Consider the following 15,650-nt stretch of genomic DNA (forward strand, 5'->3'; position numbering starts at 1 on the left):
AGAAAAGCGAAGGGCTGCCGCAAACCGCTGACCGCGCTCTTCACTGTTTCTTAAATACTCAAGGTCTCGCAGCTGCCTCAGGCGCTGCGCGCTGCCATAAAACGCTGCAGCCGCAACAGGCCTTCCTCGATCTGCGCGGTTTCACGCGCATAGGAAAACCGCAGCGTACCGGCGCCACGCACCGGATCGAAATCAAGGCCAGGCGTAACGGCAACGCCTGCCTGTTCCAGGATCTCGGCGGCAAAGGCGCGGCTGTCTGTGGTCAGGTCGCTGACATCGGCATAGACGAAGAAGGCGCCATCCGGTGGGGCGATTTTGGTGAAGCCTGCCTTTGGCAGCCCCTCCAACATCAATTGCCGGTTCTTGCGGTAGACCTGCATGTTGGCTTCCAGCTCCTCCTCGCAATCCATCGCGTGCAGGGCGACGATCTGGCTGGCGTGAGGTGAACAGATAAACATGTTCTGCGCCAGACGTTCGATGACGCGCACATGGTCTTCGGGCACCACCATCCAGCCGCAGCGCCAGCCGGTCATCGAGAAATATTTGGAGAAAGAATTGATGACATAGCAGTCATCGGTCAATTCCAGTGCGGTGACCGCCTTCGCCTCATATTCGATGCCATGGTAGATCTCATCCGAGATGAAGCTGACCCCACCCGCCTGACAGGCGTCAATCAAGCCCTGCATCGCACCGCGATCCAGCATGGTGCCCGAGGGGTTCGCCGGGGAGGCCACCATCAGACCGTTGAGGTTCTGATCGGCAAAATCCGCGGGCACCGGCTGCAACCGGTTCGCGGTCGAGCTTTGCAGGTCCACCGGTGTCAGATCGAGGGCGGACAGGATCTGGCGATAAGACGGGTAGCCCGGGGCGCCGATGCCGACGCGATCGCTCGTGTCAAAGAGCGAGGTGAAGGTCAGCAGAAACGCGCCGGAGGAGCCCGGTGTGATCACCACACGGTTCCAATCCAGATCCACATTGTACCAGTCGCCATACATCCGCGCGATGCGCTTGCGCAGTTCCGGCAGGCCCAAAGCAACCGTGTAGCCCAGGCTGCCTTGCTCCATCGCTTGCGCCAGGGCGGCGCGGGCCGCGGCGGGCGCTGCGGTGCCCGGTTGCCCCACTTCCATATGGATAATGTCGCGGCCTGCCTCCTCAGCGGCGCGCGCGGCCTCCATCACATCCATCACAATAAAGGGATCCACCTCAGAGCGCCTTGAGTTCCGCATCGCTATCTCCCATGCTGCCGTCACTTTATGCCCTTTGACTGTGAAACAGGTGCAGCGTCAATGACCGGATTGGTGAAAGTTATTATGGTGGCGGCTGTGCTGGTGCTGCAGCCAATTGCGACGCTGGCGGCAACGCTGTTGCGCGATCCCGATATTGAATACGCCTTAGGTCGGTTGGCCAAACCGGTGCTGGATGCGGCCGGCCTGTCAGCCGGTTCGATCAAAGTGCTGGTCATCAAGGATCCGTCGCTAAACGCCTTTGTCGTCGACAATCGCCATATTTTCCTACACTCCGGCCTGATCCTGAAAATGAAATCCGCAGCCGAATTGCAGGCTGTTGTGGCCCATGAGGCCGCCCATATCGCCAACGGGCATCTGGCGCGTCGACCGCAAAACGCCCGCGCGGCCCGCTCAGCAGCGGCGCTGGGGCTGGCGCTGGCAGTGGCGGCCGCGGCGGCAGGGGCTGACCCAAGTGCCGCCACCGGGATTTCGCTGGGATCCGCCAGTTCTGCAGAACGTGTCTTTAAGGGGCATACCCGGGCGGAAGAAAGCGCCGCGGATGCATCCGCCATTAGGTATATGGCGGCGGCAAACATTGATCCGAAAGCCTTCCTTGAGGTGCTAAACCTCTTTCGTGGGCAGGAGTTGCTGAGCGAGCATCGTCAGGATCCCTATGCCCGCACCCACCCGCTCAGCCGGGACCGCGTGCGGGCGGTGACCGCCCTCAGCAGTGCGGTGACCAAGAAACCTGCGGACAGCAAAACGGCAGACTACTGGTTCGCCCGCGCTCAAGGCAAACTCTCGGCCTTTTTGCGGGCGCCCAGCTGGACCCTGCGCCGCGCCAAAGACAGTGCAAGCCAAGACATCAAACTGATGCGACAGGCGGTGGCCTATCATCGCAATTCGCAGACCGAAAAGGCGATCAGCCATATCAACAAGGCCGTCGCAACCCGCCCCAAAGACCCCTATCTGCAAGAGTTGCGTGGCCAGATCCTGTTGGAGAGCCTGCAACTGAACGCCGCCGTCAACGCCTATAGCAAGGCCGCTAGCCTGGCGCCGAACAACGCGCTGATCCTCGGTGGCCAAGGCCGGGCCTTGCTGCTGACGAAACAGCCGAAAACCGCGCTGGGGGTGTTGGAAAAGGCACGCCAGAAGGATTTCCGCAACAGCGGCGTTCTGCGCGACATGGCCACCGCCTATGCCCAACTGGGCCAGATGGGCATGGCCTCGCTCCTGACGGCAGAACGCTATGCCCTGCTCAGCCAATTCGACAATGCCCTGATCCATTCCAAACGCGCCGCCAGTCTTTTGCCGCGCGGCTCTGCCCCTTGGCTTCGCGCTCAGGATGTGCTCTCTGCATCTGAGGCTCAGGCCAAAAAGAAAAAAAGGAAATGACCATGAAGAAGCTCCTTGCCAGCGTTGCCACGTTTGCCACCCTTGCCCTGCCGGCGCAGGCCTTGGACCTGAGCGCGATGAACGCGGCGGAACGTGATGCTTTTGGCCAAGCCGTGCGCAGCTACCTGCTGGAAAATCCTGCAGTTATCATCGAAGCCTATGAGCTGTATCAGCAGCAGCAGGCTGAGCTGGAAGCGGCCAATGATCAATTGCTGGTCCGTCAACTGGCACCAGCGCTGTTTGAGGATGACCGCGACTTTGAAGCGGGCAACCCTGAAGGCGACGTCGTGATGGTTGAGTTTCTGGACTACCGTTGTGGCTACTGCAAAAAGGCCCATGAGGAAGTCAAACAGCTGATCGCCGGTGACAAGAACATCCGCTTCATCGTAAAAGAGTTTCCGATCCTCGGTGAGGAGTCGGTTCTGGCCTCACGCTTTGCAATCGCCACCCGCAAGGTGGCCGGCGATGACGCCTATGCCCGTATGAACGATGCGCTGATGCAGTATCGCGGCAAGGTCACTGAAGGGTCGCTGAAAAAGGTTGCCGGCAAGCTGGGTCTGGATGGCGACGCGATCCTGGCGATGATCGATGATCCAGAGGTGAGCCAGCAGATCGCCGACACCCATCAGGTTGCCAGCGCCCTGTCGATTTCGGGCACGCCGACCTTTGTGATCCAGGACCAGATGCTGCGTGGCTATGTGCCCCTGAACGGCATGCAGGAACTGATCGCAGCCATCCGCGCTGAAATGTAAGCGCCGGTAAACCCGACAAACGACAAAAGGCAGCCCCCCCGGGGCTGCCTTTATGCTTTCCAACAAACGGTTGATGGTTACTCAGCAGCGTCTTGCGCCGCCTCTTCTTCAATCGCGGCGGCGCGTTTTTCCACCTCTTCCACGATGTGATCCACCATCTGGTCATTGCTCATCTTATGGCTGGCTTTACCGGCCAGATAGACCATGCCGCTGCCAGCCCCGCCGCCGGTAAACCCGACATCGGTCATCAACGCTTCGCCCGGGCCATTCACCACACAGCCGATGATGCTAAGGCTCATCGGGGTTTTCACATGCTCCAGACGGCGTTCCAGCGTTTCCACGGTTTTGATCACATCAAACCCCTGACGCGCACAGCTGGGGCAGGAAATGATGTTCACGCCGCGATGCCGCAGGCCTAGGGATTTGAGGATTTCAAAGCCCATTTTCACCTCTTCCACCGGGTCGGCGGACAGGCTGACACGCATGGTATCGCCAATGCCCATCCACAGAAGTTGGCCCAGACCAATGGCGGATTTCACCGTGCCGGACATCAGCCCGCCCGCCTCGGTAATCCCCAGATGGATCGGCGCATCGGTGGCATCGGCCAGCTGCTGATAGGCCGCAGCGGACATGAAAACATCCGAGGCTTTGACCGAGATCTTAAACTCGTGAAAGTCATTGTCCTGCAGGATCTTGATGTGATCCAGGCCGCTTTCGACCATCGCATCCGGACAGGGTTCACCGTATTTTTCCAGCAGGTGTTTTTCCAAAGACCCGGCGTTCACACCGATCCGCATAGAACAATTGTTGTCCCGTGCGGCCTGAATGACCTCTTTGACTTTCTTTTCACTGCCGATGTTGCCCGGGTTGATCCGCAGGCAGGCAGCACCGGCCTCAGCAGCCTCAATGCCGCGTTTGTAGTGGAAATGGATGTCCGCCACGATTGGCACCGGACTTTCCTTCACGATCTCTTTCAACGCTTTGGAGCTGTCCACATCCGGCACAGAGACGCGCACAATGTCGGCCCCTGCATCCGCGGCCCGCAACACCTGTTCAATCGTTGCCTTGGCGTCCGAGGTGATCGTGTTGGTCATCGTCTGCACAGAGATCGGCGCACCGCCCCCCACAGGCACGTTGCCCACATGGATCTGGCGGCTTTCGCGGCGATAGATGTTGCGCCAAGGGCGGACGTGGTTCAGCGACATGGATCGGTTCCCATCGGTGGGCTAAGGCTTTGGCCCTTACATAGTGCGAGAACGGCGCTGCTGCAATTGCCTCAGCGCCGCATATCGATGTGCATATTTAGGTAGGTGGCCTTCGCCTGCCCTAGCGCTGCAGTTCCGCAACGGTGCTGGCCAGCTCCTGATGATCTTCGAGCGCGGCAACGGTGTATTTGGCGGTCAGGTTATCAACCGACAGCGCCAGTTTTGCGGTCACGACACCACGCGGACCGGCAGGACCGTAGTGTTCGCCATTGACGGTAAAGTAAATCGCACCGCTTTCGCCCACCCGTAGGGTCGGCGCCTCTTCGGTTTGCGGCACCTTCCAGGTGTCACCCGGTTCCATAATGCCTTCGAAGATGACCGAGCCATCGGCAGCACGGACCCGCACCCAAGCGGGACGTACTGCCACCATCTCCACACCGGGTGCAGCGGCTTCGACAACCTGCGGCACGCTGGGGGCTGGCGGTTCAGGATCTGCAGACATGGCCGCAAAATCGATCTGCGGCTCCTCTGGCTTAAAGCTGCCTACCATCGTGGGGTCCAGCGTCGAAATCGGTGCATCCCGCGCCACCAGCACAGGCACATCCAGGGCCTGCGGACGGTAAAGGCGGTCCAGCGCATCTGCCGGAGGTGTGAAGACACCTGCAACAGCAACATCCCCCTGCGCCGCCTCAGACGGCAGGCTTGGCGCAACCGGATCCAGTTCCGCCAGAACATTCGGGCTCTGCTCCACCGGGGCGAATTGCACCCGCTGGATTTCATTCAAAACCGACCAGCCGCCATAGCCAATCGCCGCGATCAATCCCAGCAGCACCAGGGACGATCCAATCGCGCCAGGTTCGATGTTGGCAAAAAAGCCGTCTTTGGCCGGGGCGAACGGGGTTGTCGACGATGCAAACGGATCATTGGCGCCAAGGCTGGGGCTGGCGATCACTTCTTTGCGGCGCAGGCCGGAGGCCGCTTCGGACATGCCGTGGGCGGTGGTGAAGCCGCTTTCCGCACAAAAGGTTGCAAAAGCCTCTTCCGGGTCAAGCCCCAGATAGCGGGCGTAGGATCGCACGTAGCCCGCGATGAAACCGGGCGTATCAAAGGCAGAAGGATCACAGTTTTCGATGGCAGCCACATAGGCCGCTTTGATGCGCAATTCCCGTTGAACATCCAGCAGCGACTTGCCCATGGTGGCGCGCTCCCCGCGCATCATATCGCCGAGCCGCTGCTCAAAGTCGTCAAAGCCCATAGGCTTCACGACATCGTCTTCCGAAATTTTCGGTGCTTTACGCCTTATCATCCCCACTGCCCTATCAGCGATTCGCCCTCAGAACCGTCACGATTCGAACGTGACCTTTGTTTCGCTCAGCGTAGCATATGGCAAGGTTTTTTACACCAGATATGGTTTTAGGCACTCATATCGGCACGATTCAGCGCACAATGCGACCATAGCTCGTCCAGAGCCTTGACCAGCTTGTCCATTTCCTCAGGCCCATGCACCGGCGATGGGGTGAAGCGCAAACGTTCCGTGCCGCGTGGCACAGTCGGGAAATTGATCGGCTGGACATAGATGCCGAAGCCTTCCAGCAGCATGTCACTCATCAGTTTGGTGTGCACAGGATTGCCGACAATCACCGGCACGATATGGCTGCCATGATCGATAATCGGCAGGCCCAGACCCTTGAGCCGCAGCTTTAGGATTTTGGCCTGGGTCTGGTGCTGTTCACGCAGTTCCTGATCTTGCTTCAGATGCGCAACTGAGGCCGCAGCACCCGCCGCAACAGCCGGCGGCAGTGAGGTGGTGAAGATGAAGCCCGGCGCGTAGGAGCGAATCGCGTCACACATTTTCGCCGACGCCGCAATGTAGCCGCCCATCACGCCATAAGCTTTGGCCAGGGTGCCATTGATGATGTCGATCCGGTGGGCAAGGTTGTCACGCTCGGTAACGCCGCCACCACGCGGGCCGTACATGCCAACAGCATGGACCTCATCAATATAGGTCAGCGCGCCAAACTCATCCGCCAGATCGCAGATCTCTTCAATCGGACCAAAATCGCCGTCCATCGAATAAACGGACTCAAAAGCAATCAGTTTGGGGGCCGCAGGATCATCCGCCGCCAGCAGTTCACGCAGATGGGCCGCATCATTGTGGCGGAAAATACGCTTGGCCCCGCCATTGCGGCGCACCCCTTCGATCATCGAGGCGTGGTTCAGCTCATCCGAGTAGATGATCAACCCGGGGAACAGTTTGGGCAGCGTCGACAGTGTCGCGTCATTGGCGATATAGGCTGAGGTGAACAGCAGCGCCGCCTCTTTGCGGTGCAGATCCGCCAGTTCCGCCTCCAGCCGTTTGTGATAAACCGTAGTGCCGGAAATGTTGCGTGTCCCACCAGAACCTGCGCCAGTGGCATCCACGGCCTCATGCATCGCGGCCAGAACCACGGGATGCTGGCCCATGCCAAGGTAATCATTACCGCACCACACGGTGATCGGCTGCTTGTCGCCATCAGGACGGGTCCACATGGCATGGGGGAAATTCCCCTTCTCCCGCTCGATATCAATGAAGGTACGGTAACGCCCTTCTTCGTGCAGCTTGTTCAGCGCGTCATCGAGTTTGGCAGTATAATCCACTTGGCTCGTCCTTATTCTGGCTCGGCGGTTCGTCTGATGGGCGATTTTCAACCGTTACATCCCATCACGTAACATATTCACATTTTGTAGTATCATATACTACGACGGCAATCTGCAAAAAAGATTACAAATTGACGCTCCTTTTCGCTTTGACTTGCATCAAGCGTACCGGTGGACAACCCCAAAAGCGCTGTTACTTTGCGCCGCAGAGGAAGTGGCAGGCGATTTTCGCGCCCCCTTCAACAAAAAGGAGAAGCCAATGGCGCTGGAACCCGTATTGTCCCAGATTGATGAGGACATCAGCACCGCAACCGAACGTCTGATGGATCTATTGCGAATCCCTTCGATTTCGACCGACCCTGCTTATAAAGCCGACTGCGACAGCGCAGCGGACTGGCTGGTGGCAGACCTGAAATCCATGGGCGTCGACGCCGCCAAACGTGAAACCCCGGGCCATCCGATGGTTGTGGGCCACATCAACGACGCCCCCGCAGGCGCGCCGCATGTGCTGTTTTACGGCCACTATGATGTGCAGCCGGTGGATCCGCTGGATCTGTGGGACAACCCGCCGTTTGAGCCGCAGCTCGAAGAGACCGAACATGGCACGGTGATCCGCGGCCGCGGTTCCTCCGATGACAAGGGTCAGCTTATGACCTTTGTTGAGGCCTGCCGCGCCTGGAAGGCCGTACATGGCACACTGCCCTGCCGCATCACCTTCTTCTTCGAAGGCGAAGAAGAATCAGGCTCGCCCTCGCTGATCCCGTTCCTTGAGGCCCACCGCGAAGAACTGCAGGCCGATCTGGCGCTGGTCTGTGACACCTCAATGGTGTCGCGCGGCGTGCCGTCGATTGCCTCGCAGCTGCGCGGCATGCTGAAGGATGAGTTCACCCTGACCGGCCCGCGCATTGATCTACACTCGGGTCACTACGGCGGCCCTGGCCTGAACCCGCTGCGCGAGATGTCGCGGATTGTCGACAGTTTCTACAACGATGAAACCGGTGCTGTTGCCGTTGAAGGGTTCTACGAAGGTGTGCATGAAGTGCCCGCAGACCAGCTGCGTCAGTGGGAAAACTGCGGCTTTGATGAGGCGGAGTATCTGAACTCCGTCGGCTACACCAAAGCCCATGGCGAAAAAGGCTATTCGACACTGGAGCAGCAATGGGCCCGCCCAACGCTGGAGGTGAACGGCCTCTGGGGTGGCTACAACGGTGTTGGTTCCAAAACCGTACTGCCGTCGAAGGCACATTGTAAAATCACCTGCCGTCTGGTCGGCGATATGGACCCTGACAAGCTGCGCGACAAGATCCGCAAACACGTTGAGGACCGCCTGTCGACCGATATCAGCGTCGAATGGGACAACGACCTGGAAGGCTCGCCCGCCTCAGTGATGAACCTAGACCGCCCCGAGTTCGAAGCCGCCCGTGGCGCGCTGTCGGACGAATGGAACCGCGAGGCCGTGTTCACCGGCATGGGCGGCTCGATCCCGGTGGTTGGATACTTCAACACCATCCTGGGCCTTGATTCGATGCTGGTGGGCTATGCCAATGACGATGATGCCATCCACTCGCCGAATGAGAAATACGACCTGAAGAGTTTCCACAAGGGCATCCGCAGCTGGGCGCGGATCATGGATGCGATCGCCAAGTAAACCTGGCAGAACTGAACGAATATGGAGGGGGGGCGTTGCCCCCCTTCTTGCTTTCAGCAATTCATCCCCCCAGAGTATTTTTGAAACGATGAAAGCGCCTTTCAACGATCCCCAAATACTCACAAAGGAACAGCTGATGCAAAGCGGAACACAGCAGGTGAACGGAGTTGATATCACCTATGATCTGCGCGGCAGCGGGCCGGGCTTGTTGCTGCTGCATGGCTTCCCACAGACCCGCGCCATGTGGGGCCCGATCGCCGATGCTTTGGCCGCGCGGTTCACAGTGGTGACGCCGGATTTGCGCGGCTATGGCGCCTCAGGCAAGCCGCAGGAGGTTGCAGATTACAGCTTTCGCCAAATGGCGCTGGATCAGGTTGATCTGATGGCGCATTTGGGCTTTGCGCGGTTTCATCTGGTGGGCCATGACCGCGGCGGGCGCACCGCGCATCGCATGGCGCTGGACAACGCAGCGGCGGTGCAGAGCCTGACGATGATGGACATTGTGCCAACGCATCTGTTGCTCAGCGATCTTAACCGCCATGTGGCCAAGGCCTATTATCACTGGTTCTTTCTGGCCCAACCTTCGCCACTGCCGGAAACCATGATTTCCGCCGACCCGGAGGCCTATTTCATGTCCTGTCTGCAGGGTTGGGGCGCGGCGGATCCTGATGGATTTGACGCGGGCCAGATGGCCGCCTATCGCGCAGCCTGGGCGGATCCGGAGGTGGTGCGCGGCATGTGCAACGATTACCGTGCCGCCCTAGAGGTGGATTTTGATCTGGACGCAGCGGATCTGGACCGGCAGGTCCATTGCCCGACGCTGGTGCTCTACGGGGCGGATGGGGCGATGGCAAAGGCCTACGATGTGCCCGCAACCTGGCAGGCGCGCTGCAGCGATCTACGAGCCGAAGCGGTGCCCGGTGGTCATTTCTTCCCCGACACCCATCCGGAGGAGACGCTGGCGGCGCTCAACCGCTTTTTGCCATAGCTTCAGAAGATCCCGGAAAACCGCTCAGGCAGATGAAACTGCAGCTGATAATCCGGCCGGGCAAAGTTGTAAAAACCGGTGTCGCCGCGCGGCCCGAAACTGCGCTGCATCTTGCGACGGTAGGGCCGCATGTCAAAACCTTCGACCATTTCGAGATCAGCAAAGCCCTCAAAGGTGGCGCGATCTTCGCCGCGGGCCTCAGCAAACCAATGGCGGCCAATTGAGATTTCCTTGATGTCATCGCCAATTTCACCGGTGACGGCGTTGCGGCGATCCATGGCGGCGACATATTCCGGGAAATCGCAGAACTTCAGGTGCATCAGGTACAGGCAATCTGGCGTGAACAGCTTGCCGTATTGGGTGAAATGGCCACCACGGGCGATCTTAGTCCCGGCGGAAATCACGCAAGGTTTGGAGTAATGCGGCGCCAGTCGCACGTGGCGGCGCGGGCCCAGGATTGTGTCTGTGATCGCCTCAGGCTCGACATCAATACGGTGGATCACCTCCAGCCCCAGCGGCGTCAGCACCCGGCGGATCGGCTGCTCTTCCAGATATTCCAGCAGCGTTTTACCTTCTTCGGGGTCGATGACCACCAGCTCATCCACGTCGCCAACGATCACATGATTGTAGTAGCTGCGCAGCCCCATCACGAGGTTGTTCAAAAGCCGCCAGCGCTTCATATCAAAGTTCTTATGCGGATCGCCGGGAATGCCGATAATATTGCAGCCCTCGGCCAGTTCCTCCACCCCCCGGCCACGGCCATGGTTCACGATGTAGAGGTTTTCGCGCCCGAAGATCGGACCATAGTGGCGCAGCCAGGCCTTGAGGAAGAAATGATCATCCCGCACCATGGTGACGATGGCTGCTGTCGACTGCATAGGCCCTACCCGCTTCGGTTTTTGATTTCACCGTTGTTTCACACGGCGTTAGTCCCCTTTGGTCTAACCCGTTTGAAGCAATTTGAGAATTAAAATATGGTCGCGAAGATGCCGGGGCATTTGACCCGAAACTGCAAGGAAAGCGATTTATGGTCTCCAAGGAATTTCAGGAAACGGGCTATCACCTCAACCGCCCTCATTCAGTGCCGTTGACCCATTTCCAAGTGTTCGGAGAACGCGGATCTGCCACCAATCTGGTGCGCAAGATGATCGAGAAAAACCTGCATATCGTGCGCACGGAATCGCTGGGCTGGAAACATGCGGTGCCGCATATGGTGGCGATCCCCCGTGATTTCCTGATGATCGGCGTGGTGCGCAACGCTGAGGCCTGGGCGCTGTCGATGCACAAACGTCCCTGGCATCTGGACCCGGCCCTGCAGGCCAATGATTTCTCAACCTTCATCCGCACCCCCTGGCGCGGCATTGTCGACAGAGAAGCGGATTTCGAAGAGGTGGTGGGCGAAATGAAAGGCCAAACGCAAGGGCTGGAGCTGCAGTTTGACCGCCACCCGATCACCGGCCGCCCGTTTGAAAACCTGTTCCAAATGCGCTCGGTCAAGATGGCCTGCCTGCTGGGCATGTTGAACCGGTCCTGCAATATGGCGCTGGTGCGGGCGGAATCGGTGCAGGCGGATCCCGAAGGGTTCGTGCGCTGGCTGGCAGAGGCTGCGGAGCTGTCGATGCAGCGCGATTTCATCAAAACGGTGAACCGTCGTCTGGGCAATCGCTTCAACCTGTCGGTTCCACGCGAACAACGTGGTGAGACCCCGGGTGAGATGTCAGAAGAGGACCGCGCCTTCATGCGCAGAGCGTTGGATATGAAACTGGAAACCCACCTTGGGTATCACTACCCGTCCTGACCAAAGGGACTGACCGGGGCGGCGCCAAAAATCCACAGGTCCTAAAACCACAAAAGCACCCCGGAGGGTGCTTTGTTTCTTCCCGAAGGAAGAAGTGGCGCGGTTGACGGGGCTCGAACCCGCGACCCCCGGCGTGACAGGCCGGTACTCTAACCAACTGAGCTACAACCGCTCACTGTTCGCTCATCGTCTTGAGCGTGAGGGGTGTTTATGCTGAGCCACCGGTGGCGTCAAGCGGATCATGTCACAAAAATCACAAAAGTTTCCGCCCCGCGGTGAGCCCCCTTTTTTCATTGAGGATGGCGGCGAAATTTTCTTTTCACCGCCACCAAATCAATCGGGCAGAGGGATGAATTCGCCGTCATCGCCGGGGGGCAGCTGGAATCGACCATGGGCCCAATCCCCTGCACGCCAGGCTTCTTTTGCGGCCTCAATCCTTTCTTTGCTGGAGGCGACGAAGTTCCACCAGATGTGGCGCGGTCCGTTCAGGATTTCGCCGCCCAGAATCAGCACCCGCGCGCCCTGCCCGCCTGCGGTGATGGAAATGGAATCGCCCGGACGGAACACCAGCATGCGGCCCGGTTCATAGGTCTGACCGGCTTGGCTGACCTCCCCCTCAATCACATAGACCGCGCGGTCCTCATGATCGTCTGGCAATGGCAGCTGCGCCCCGGCCTGCATCTTCACGTCGCCGTAGAACACATCAAATGGCATCGGCACCGGGGCCTCAACACCGTAGGCGTGCCCCAGAATCAGGCGCATTTCCTTGCCCTCGCCTTCCAGGATCGGCAGGTCCGCTTTGGGTGTGTGATGAAACAGGGGCGCGTCATCTTCATGGCCTTCCGGCAGCGCCAGCCACGTCTGAATGCCAAACATGTTGAACGGTTTTTCGCGCATCTCTTCATCGGTGCGTTCAGAATGGGTGATGCCGTAGCCAGCCTTCATCCAGTTCACGGCACCGGGTTCGATCCACTGATCGGTGCCAAGGGAATCTCGATGATGCAGCCGCCCTTTGTAGAGGTAGGTCACCGTGCCCAGCCCAATATGGGGATGTGGGCGCACATCGATGCCCTGCCCGGTCAGAAACTCGGCCGGCCCCATCTGATCAAAGAAAATAAACGGTCCAACCATCTGGCGACGCCCATGCGGCAGGGCGCGGCGCACCTCAAAGCCACCCAGATCACGCGCGCGCGGCACAATGACGGTTTCAATCTGATCCACCTGATCGCCAATTGGCGTGTGAATATCTAGCAGTGGGTTCCAACTCATATCGGTGCCTCCTTTGAGACCCAACATAGAGCGTTAGCAGAACTGCAAAATCCCCATCGCCCGACAGGATCTGTGCACAAATGCAGAGATCTGATGGCAACAGAGCAAACGCAACACCGACCAAGTGATCTAAGCGGCTGATTTAAAGGAAAAATGGTGGGTCGTGAGAGGCTCGAACTCCCGACATCTTCGGTGTAAACGAAGCGCTCTACCAACTGAGCTAACGACCCGTGAGGCGTTGTCTATCCAAAGCCTCAGGCAGGTGCAAGGGGGGCTGTCACACTTTTTTCCGAATTCTGTCTGGCGCTGGTTTTGGGCGGTTCGCGGACTCAAGCGGCGGTGACCTGTGATGGTCTGCAATACAAACCAGAGCCCTGATCAAATCTGGAAAACAGCACAGAGCTGAAAGTCAGCTATCTACGCGGTTGGCCCCTATAGGATTTGAATTTTCGGAGGAGCATTCCGAGTTACAGCAGGGGCAAGCGACCCAGTGTCACCAAGGTAGAGCATTCATAGAAGGGGGAATGGTGGGTCGTGAGAGGCTCGAACTCCCGACATCTTCGGTGTAAACGAAGCGCTCTACCAACTGAGCTAACGACCCGTGAGGCGCGGTTTATCCAAACCTTTGGGGCGCTGCAAGGGGCGTTTTGCATTTCGGTGATAAAAAGTTTCTCAACCTTAGACGACCGTTGGCATAGCGCTACTTCAGCTCACCGAAACTCTGCTGCATCTGCGATACCATCGCTTTGATCTGTTCGCCCCAGATCTCCGCTCCTGCAACCGATTTTTCGTCCAATCCGACCGAGGTCAGATACCCCTGATAGAGCGGATGACGCATTGCTGTTAACAACGCTTCCTCTAATTGGGCGACCACATCATCTGGTGTATCACGATGCACGGCAAAACCCCGCACCGTCGATAGCGCCAGCTCAACCCCCAGCTCCTGCCCTGTTGGGGTGTTCGGTAGTTGGGACATGCGGTCCTCTGCCAGAACGATCAGGGGGCAAAGGCTGCCACCTTCTAGCTGGCCCCCAGCCTCACCGTAGTTGAGCACTGCAACCTGCACCGCGCCGTCCACTACGGCCTGCGCCAGCGTCGCCCCGCCCGAGTAAACCAAAAGTTGCGGCATGTGGCTGTCGCTGCGCTGAGCAAAGAGTTTGGCCGTCAGCTCATCCACGCCGCGCAGCTGTGTGACGCCGTAGGTCAGGCTGCCCGCCTGCTGCGCCGCGATCAGCGCAGCGCCGTCTTCAAAGGCGCCACAACGCGCCATCAGGATCTGCGGATCGTCAGTTCCCCGGGCAATGGCCCGCAAATCGCCAACCCCCACATCGCTGAGGCCCAAAGCAATTGCCGCTGCATGACCGCTGGTGAAGGTCAGCAGCGTATGGCCGTCAGCGGCCTGAGACATCATATAGGCCAGCGCAGCAGCGCCGCCTTTGCCGGGCCGGTTCACCACCACCATATCGGTGCGCAACTCCCGCCGCCCCCGCAGCATCATCATCCGTGTGGTTACATCGGTGCCACCACCGGCGTCGGCATGGGTGACAACCTCCACCGTGCGTTCAGGATACTGCTGCGCCCAGGCTTCTTGAGGATGAGACAGGAGGTTGCCGGCAAATCCACCCAGCACCACCGAAGCGCCGATGCAGATTTTCGTGAACACTTTCATTGCGTCTTTCCCTCTGCAGTCTCATCCCACGACAGCCAATGCTGCCACCCGTTCCTTGCGACTTAGCCTTGGAGCATTGGCAAACCAGCCTTTATTTCACTTCTTGCACTTTTACCCGCCTAAGGCGGGCCATTTCAATGCATTACAATGCGGGAATTATTTTACGCAAGCCAAAGGAGTGTTGAAGGAAATGCGCATTGCCCATCGGGCAAGATGGTGCCGGGTTGGTCCAGGAAATAAAAAGGCGCTCAACCCGGGTTGGGGAGCGCCTTTTGAGATCATGAGATCACGGAGAAGATGGTGGGTGATAAGAGATTTGAACTCCTGACATCTTCGATGTGAACGAAGCGCTCTACCACTGAGCTAATCACCCGATGGCGCGCCGTCTAGCGTCACTCCGCCGCTTCGGCAAGCGGTTCCGGTTCGGTGGTTTCTTCCTTGATGGTCTGCCGCACTTTGCAGGTCATCACCCGGGCGCTGGACAGTTTTTTCATCCGGTTAACGCGGATCTTGCCCAGTGGCTGTAGGTTCAGCTCACGCCCTTCGGCCAGCGCCTCACCAAGGATCTGCAATGCTGCCTCAATGGTTGGTTTCGCATCGCGTTTCTTAACGCCGGTGCGCTCCACGATCATTTCGATCAGCTCAACTTTCTTCAGCTCCCCCAGATCCGACACTGGAACCGATTCCTGCACCACCACGGCCTCTGGCGCATCTGCGGCTGGGGTTGCTGCGGCGCTGGATTTGCGGGTTTTCGGAAGGGTCGATTTCGCCGCAGGTTTGCGGGTCGTCTTGGCCGCGGTGCTGCGTGTGGCGGTACTGCGGGTGGTCTTGCTCGTCTTTGTGCTCGTGCGTGTCATGAGGTGCCTCTGCGCCGATTTTTATCGTTTTATTGTTGCTCATCTATTCACAAATCACCGGAAAAAGCCAGAGAAGCCACCAGATTTGCCCGGAAATTAATGAAATTGTTGCCAAATCCGACACAAAGGCGCGGCCATAGCATCCGCGCTATTGCCGACTATCGCCCGTTACTGGCGCCACAAATGAAAACGCCCCCGGCTGTCGA

Annotated in this window: 13 protein-coding genes and 4 tRNA genes; 5 read left to right on the plus strand and 12 right to left on the minus strand. The window is 58.7% G+C overall.

The features are described from left to right. Positions 1-77: 77 nt before the first annotated feature. Positions 78-1,226, minus strand: coding sequence for a pyridoxal phosphate-dependent aminotransferase (locus TL5118_RS17525; protein WP_058244147.1), 1,149 nt, complete (start codon positions 1,224-1,226; stop codon positions 78-80). Between the two features lie 60 nt (positions 1,227-1,286). Here TL5118_RS17525 and TL5118_RS17530 point away from each other — a divergent pair, with 60 nt between their 5' ends. Together TL5118_RS17530 and TL5118_RS17535 are read left to right on the plus strand one after the other, a co-directional pair. Then, entirely contained in the window at positions 1,287-2,621 is a 1,335-nt protein-coding gene (locus tag TL5118_RS17530; RefSeq protein ID WP_242601809.1) for a M48 family metalloprotease, read from the plus strand. A 2-nt stretch (positions 2,622-2,623) separates the two neighbouring features. Beyond that, positions 2,624-3,373 (plus strand): DsbA family protein, encoded by a 750-nt coding sequence (locus TL5118_RS17535; protein ID WP_306345426.1) that lies wholly within the window; start codon positions 2,624-2,626, stop codon positions 3,371-3,373. A gap of 77 nt (positions 3,374-3,450) precedes the next feature. On the opposite strand, the gene ispG is transcribed toward TL5118_RS17535, so the two are convergent. The 3 genes from ispG to hemA all read right to left on the minus strand — a co-directional run bounded on the left by ispG (position 3,451) and on the right by hemA (position 7,215). Next, positions 3,451-4,578 carry a flavodoxin-dependent (E)-4-hydroxy-3-methylbut-2-enyl-diphosphate synthase gene (gene ispG / locus TL5118_RS17540; protein WP_058244150.1) on the minus strand — a complete coding sequence of 376 codons (1,128 nt, stop codon included), beginning with the start codon at positions 4,576-4,578 and terminating at the stop codon, positions 3,451-3,453. Between the two features lie 121 nt (positions 4,579-4,699). After that, positions 4,700-5,884: a helix-turn-helix domain-containing protein gene (locus TL5118_RS17545; protein WP_058244151.1), complete on the minus strand. Its 1,185-nt coding sequence runs from the start codon at positions 5,882-5,884 to the stop codon at positions 4,700-4,702. Between the two features lie 107 nt (positions 5,885-5,991). Next, positions 5,992-7,215: a 5-aminolevulinate synthase gene (gene hemA, locus TL5118_RS17550; RefSeq protein WP_058244152.1), complete on the minus strand. Its 1,224-nt coding sequence runs from the start codon at positions 7,213-7,215 to the stop codon at positions 5,992-5,994. Between the two features lie 259 nt (positions 7,216-7,474). Between hemA and TL5118_RS17555 the strand changes: the two genes are divergently transcribed. Further along, positions 7,475-8,863: a dipeptidase gene (locus TL5118_RS17555; RefSeq protein ID WP_058244153.1), complete on the plus strand. Its 1,389-nt coding sequence runs from the start codon at positions 7,475-7,477 to the stop codon at positions 8,861-8,863. Between the two features lie 136 nt (positions 8,864-8,999). Next, positions 9,000-9,851: an alpha/beta fold hydrolase gene (locus TL5118_RS17560; protein ID WP_058244154.1), complete on the plus strand. Its 852-nt coding sequence runs from the start codon at positions 9,000-9,002 to the stop codon at positions 9,849-9,851. Between the two features lie 2 nt (positions 9,852-9,853). On the opposite strand, the gene TL5118_RS17565 is transcribed toward TL5118_RS17560, so the two are convergent. Next, positions 9,854-10,729, minus strand: coding sequence for a glycosyltransferase family protein (locus tag TL5118_RS17565; protein WP_058244155.1), 876 nt, complete (start codon positions 10,727-10,729; stop codon positions 9,854-9,856). Positions 10,730-10,878: 149 nt separating this feature from the next. Here TL5118_RS17565 and TL5118_RS17570 point away from each other — a divergent pair, with 149 nt between their 5' ends. Beyond that, positions 10,879-11,649, plus strand: a complete 771-nt coding sequence (locus TL5118_RS17570; protein WP_058244156.1) for a hypothetical protein — start codon at positions 10,879-10,881, stop codon at positions 11,647-11,649. A gap of 95 nt (positions 11,650-11,744) precedes the next feature. Here TL5118_RS17570 and TL5118_RS17575 read toward each other — a convergent pair. The 7 genes from TL5118_RS17575 to TL5118_RS17605 form a co-directional block, all read right to left on the minus strand. Then, positions 11,745-11,821: transfer RNA gene (locus TL5118_RS17575), tRNA-Asp, on the minus strand. A 161-nt stretch (positions 11,822-11,982) separates the two neighbouring features. Next, entirely contained in the window at positions 11,983-12,918 is a 936-nt protein-coding gene (locus tag TL5118_RS17580; RefSeq protein ID WP_058244157.1) for a pirin family protein, read from the minus strand. A gap of 154 nt (positions 12,919-13,072) precedes the next feature. After that, a tRNA-Val gene (locus TL5118_RS17585) sits at positions 13,073-13,148 on the minus strand. A gap of 295 nt (positions 13,149-13,443) precedes the next feature. Then, a tRNA-Val gene (locus TL5118_RS17590) sits at positions 13,444-13,519 on the minus strand. Between the two features lie 99 nt (positions 13,520-13,618). Next, entirely contained in the window at positions 13,619-14,587 is a 969-nt protein-coding gene (locus TL5118_RS17595; protein WP_082626329.1) for a Bug family tripartite tricarboxylate transporter substrate binding protein, read from the minus strand. 298 nt (positions 14,588-14,885) lie between these two features. Further along, positions 14,886-14,960: transfer RNA gene (locus TL5118_RS17600), tRNA-Val, on the minus strand. 19 nt (positions 14,961-14,979) lie between these two features. Then, positions 14,980-15,444, minus strand: a complete 465-nt coding sequence (locus TL5118_RS17605; RefSeq protein WP_082626330.1) for an HU family DNA-binding protein — start codon at positions 15,442-15,444, stop codon at positions 14,980-14,982. Positions 15,445-15,650: the final 206 nt, after the last annotated feature.

Origin of the sequence: Thalassovita autumnalis (assembly GCF_001458255.1) — a bacterium.
GTDB lineage: Bacteria > Pseudomonadota > Alphaproteobacteria > Rhodobacterales > Rhodobacteraceae > Thalassobius > Thalassobius autumnalis.

Coding starts and splice junctions, on each gene's coding strand:
- TL5118_RS17560 (WP_058244154.1), top strand. CDS start 9,000: ATGCAAAGCGGAACACAGCAGGTGAACGGAGTTGATATCACCTATGAT.
- TL5118_RS17570 (WP_058244156.1), top strand. CDS start 10,879: ATGGTCTCCAAGGAATTTCAGGAAACGGGCTATCACCTCAACCGCCCT.
- TL5118_RS17580 (WP_058244157.1), bottom strand. CDS start 12,918: ATGAGTTGGAACCCACTGCTAGATATTCACACGCCAATTGGCGATCAG.
- TL5118_RS17565 (WP_058244155.1), bottom strand. CDS start 10,729: ATGCAGTCGACAGCAGCCATCGTCACCATGGTGCGGGATGATCATTTC.
- TL5118_RS17535 (WP_306345426.1), top strand. CDS start 2,624: ATGAAGAAGCTCCTTGCCAGCGTTGCCACGTTTGCCACCCTTGCCCTG.
- TL5118_RS17525 (WP_058244147.1), bottom strand. CDS start 1,226: ATGCGGAACTCAAGGCGCTCTGAGGTGGATCCCTTTATTGTGATGGAT.
- TL5118_RS17595 (WP_082626329.1), bottom strand. CDS start 14,587: ATGAAAGTGTTCACGAAAATCTGCATCGGCGCTTCGGTGGTGCTGGGT.
- TL5118_RS17530 (WP_242601809.1), top strand. CDS start 1,287: ATGACCGGATTGGTGAAAGTTATTATGGTGGCGGCTGTGCTGGTGCTG.
- TL5118_RS17555 (WP_058244153.1), top strand. CDS start 7,475: ATGGCGCTGGAACCCGTATTGTCCCAGATTGATGAGGACATCAGCACC.
- TL5118_RS17545 (WP_058244151.1), bottom strand. CDS start 5,884: ATGATAAGGCGTAAAGCACCGAAAATTTCGGAAGACGATGTCGTGAAG.
- TL5118_RS17605 (WP_082626330.1), bottom strand. CDS start 15,444: ATGACACGCACGAGCACAAAGACGAGCAAGACCACCCGCAGTACCGCC.
- ispG (WP_058244150.1), bottom strand. CDS start 4,578: ATGTCGCTGAACCACGTCCGCCCTTGGCGCAACATCTATCGCCGCGAA.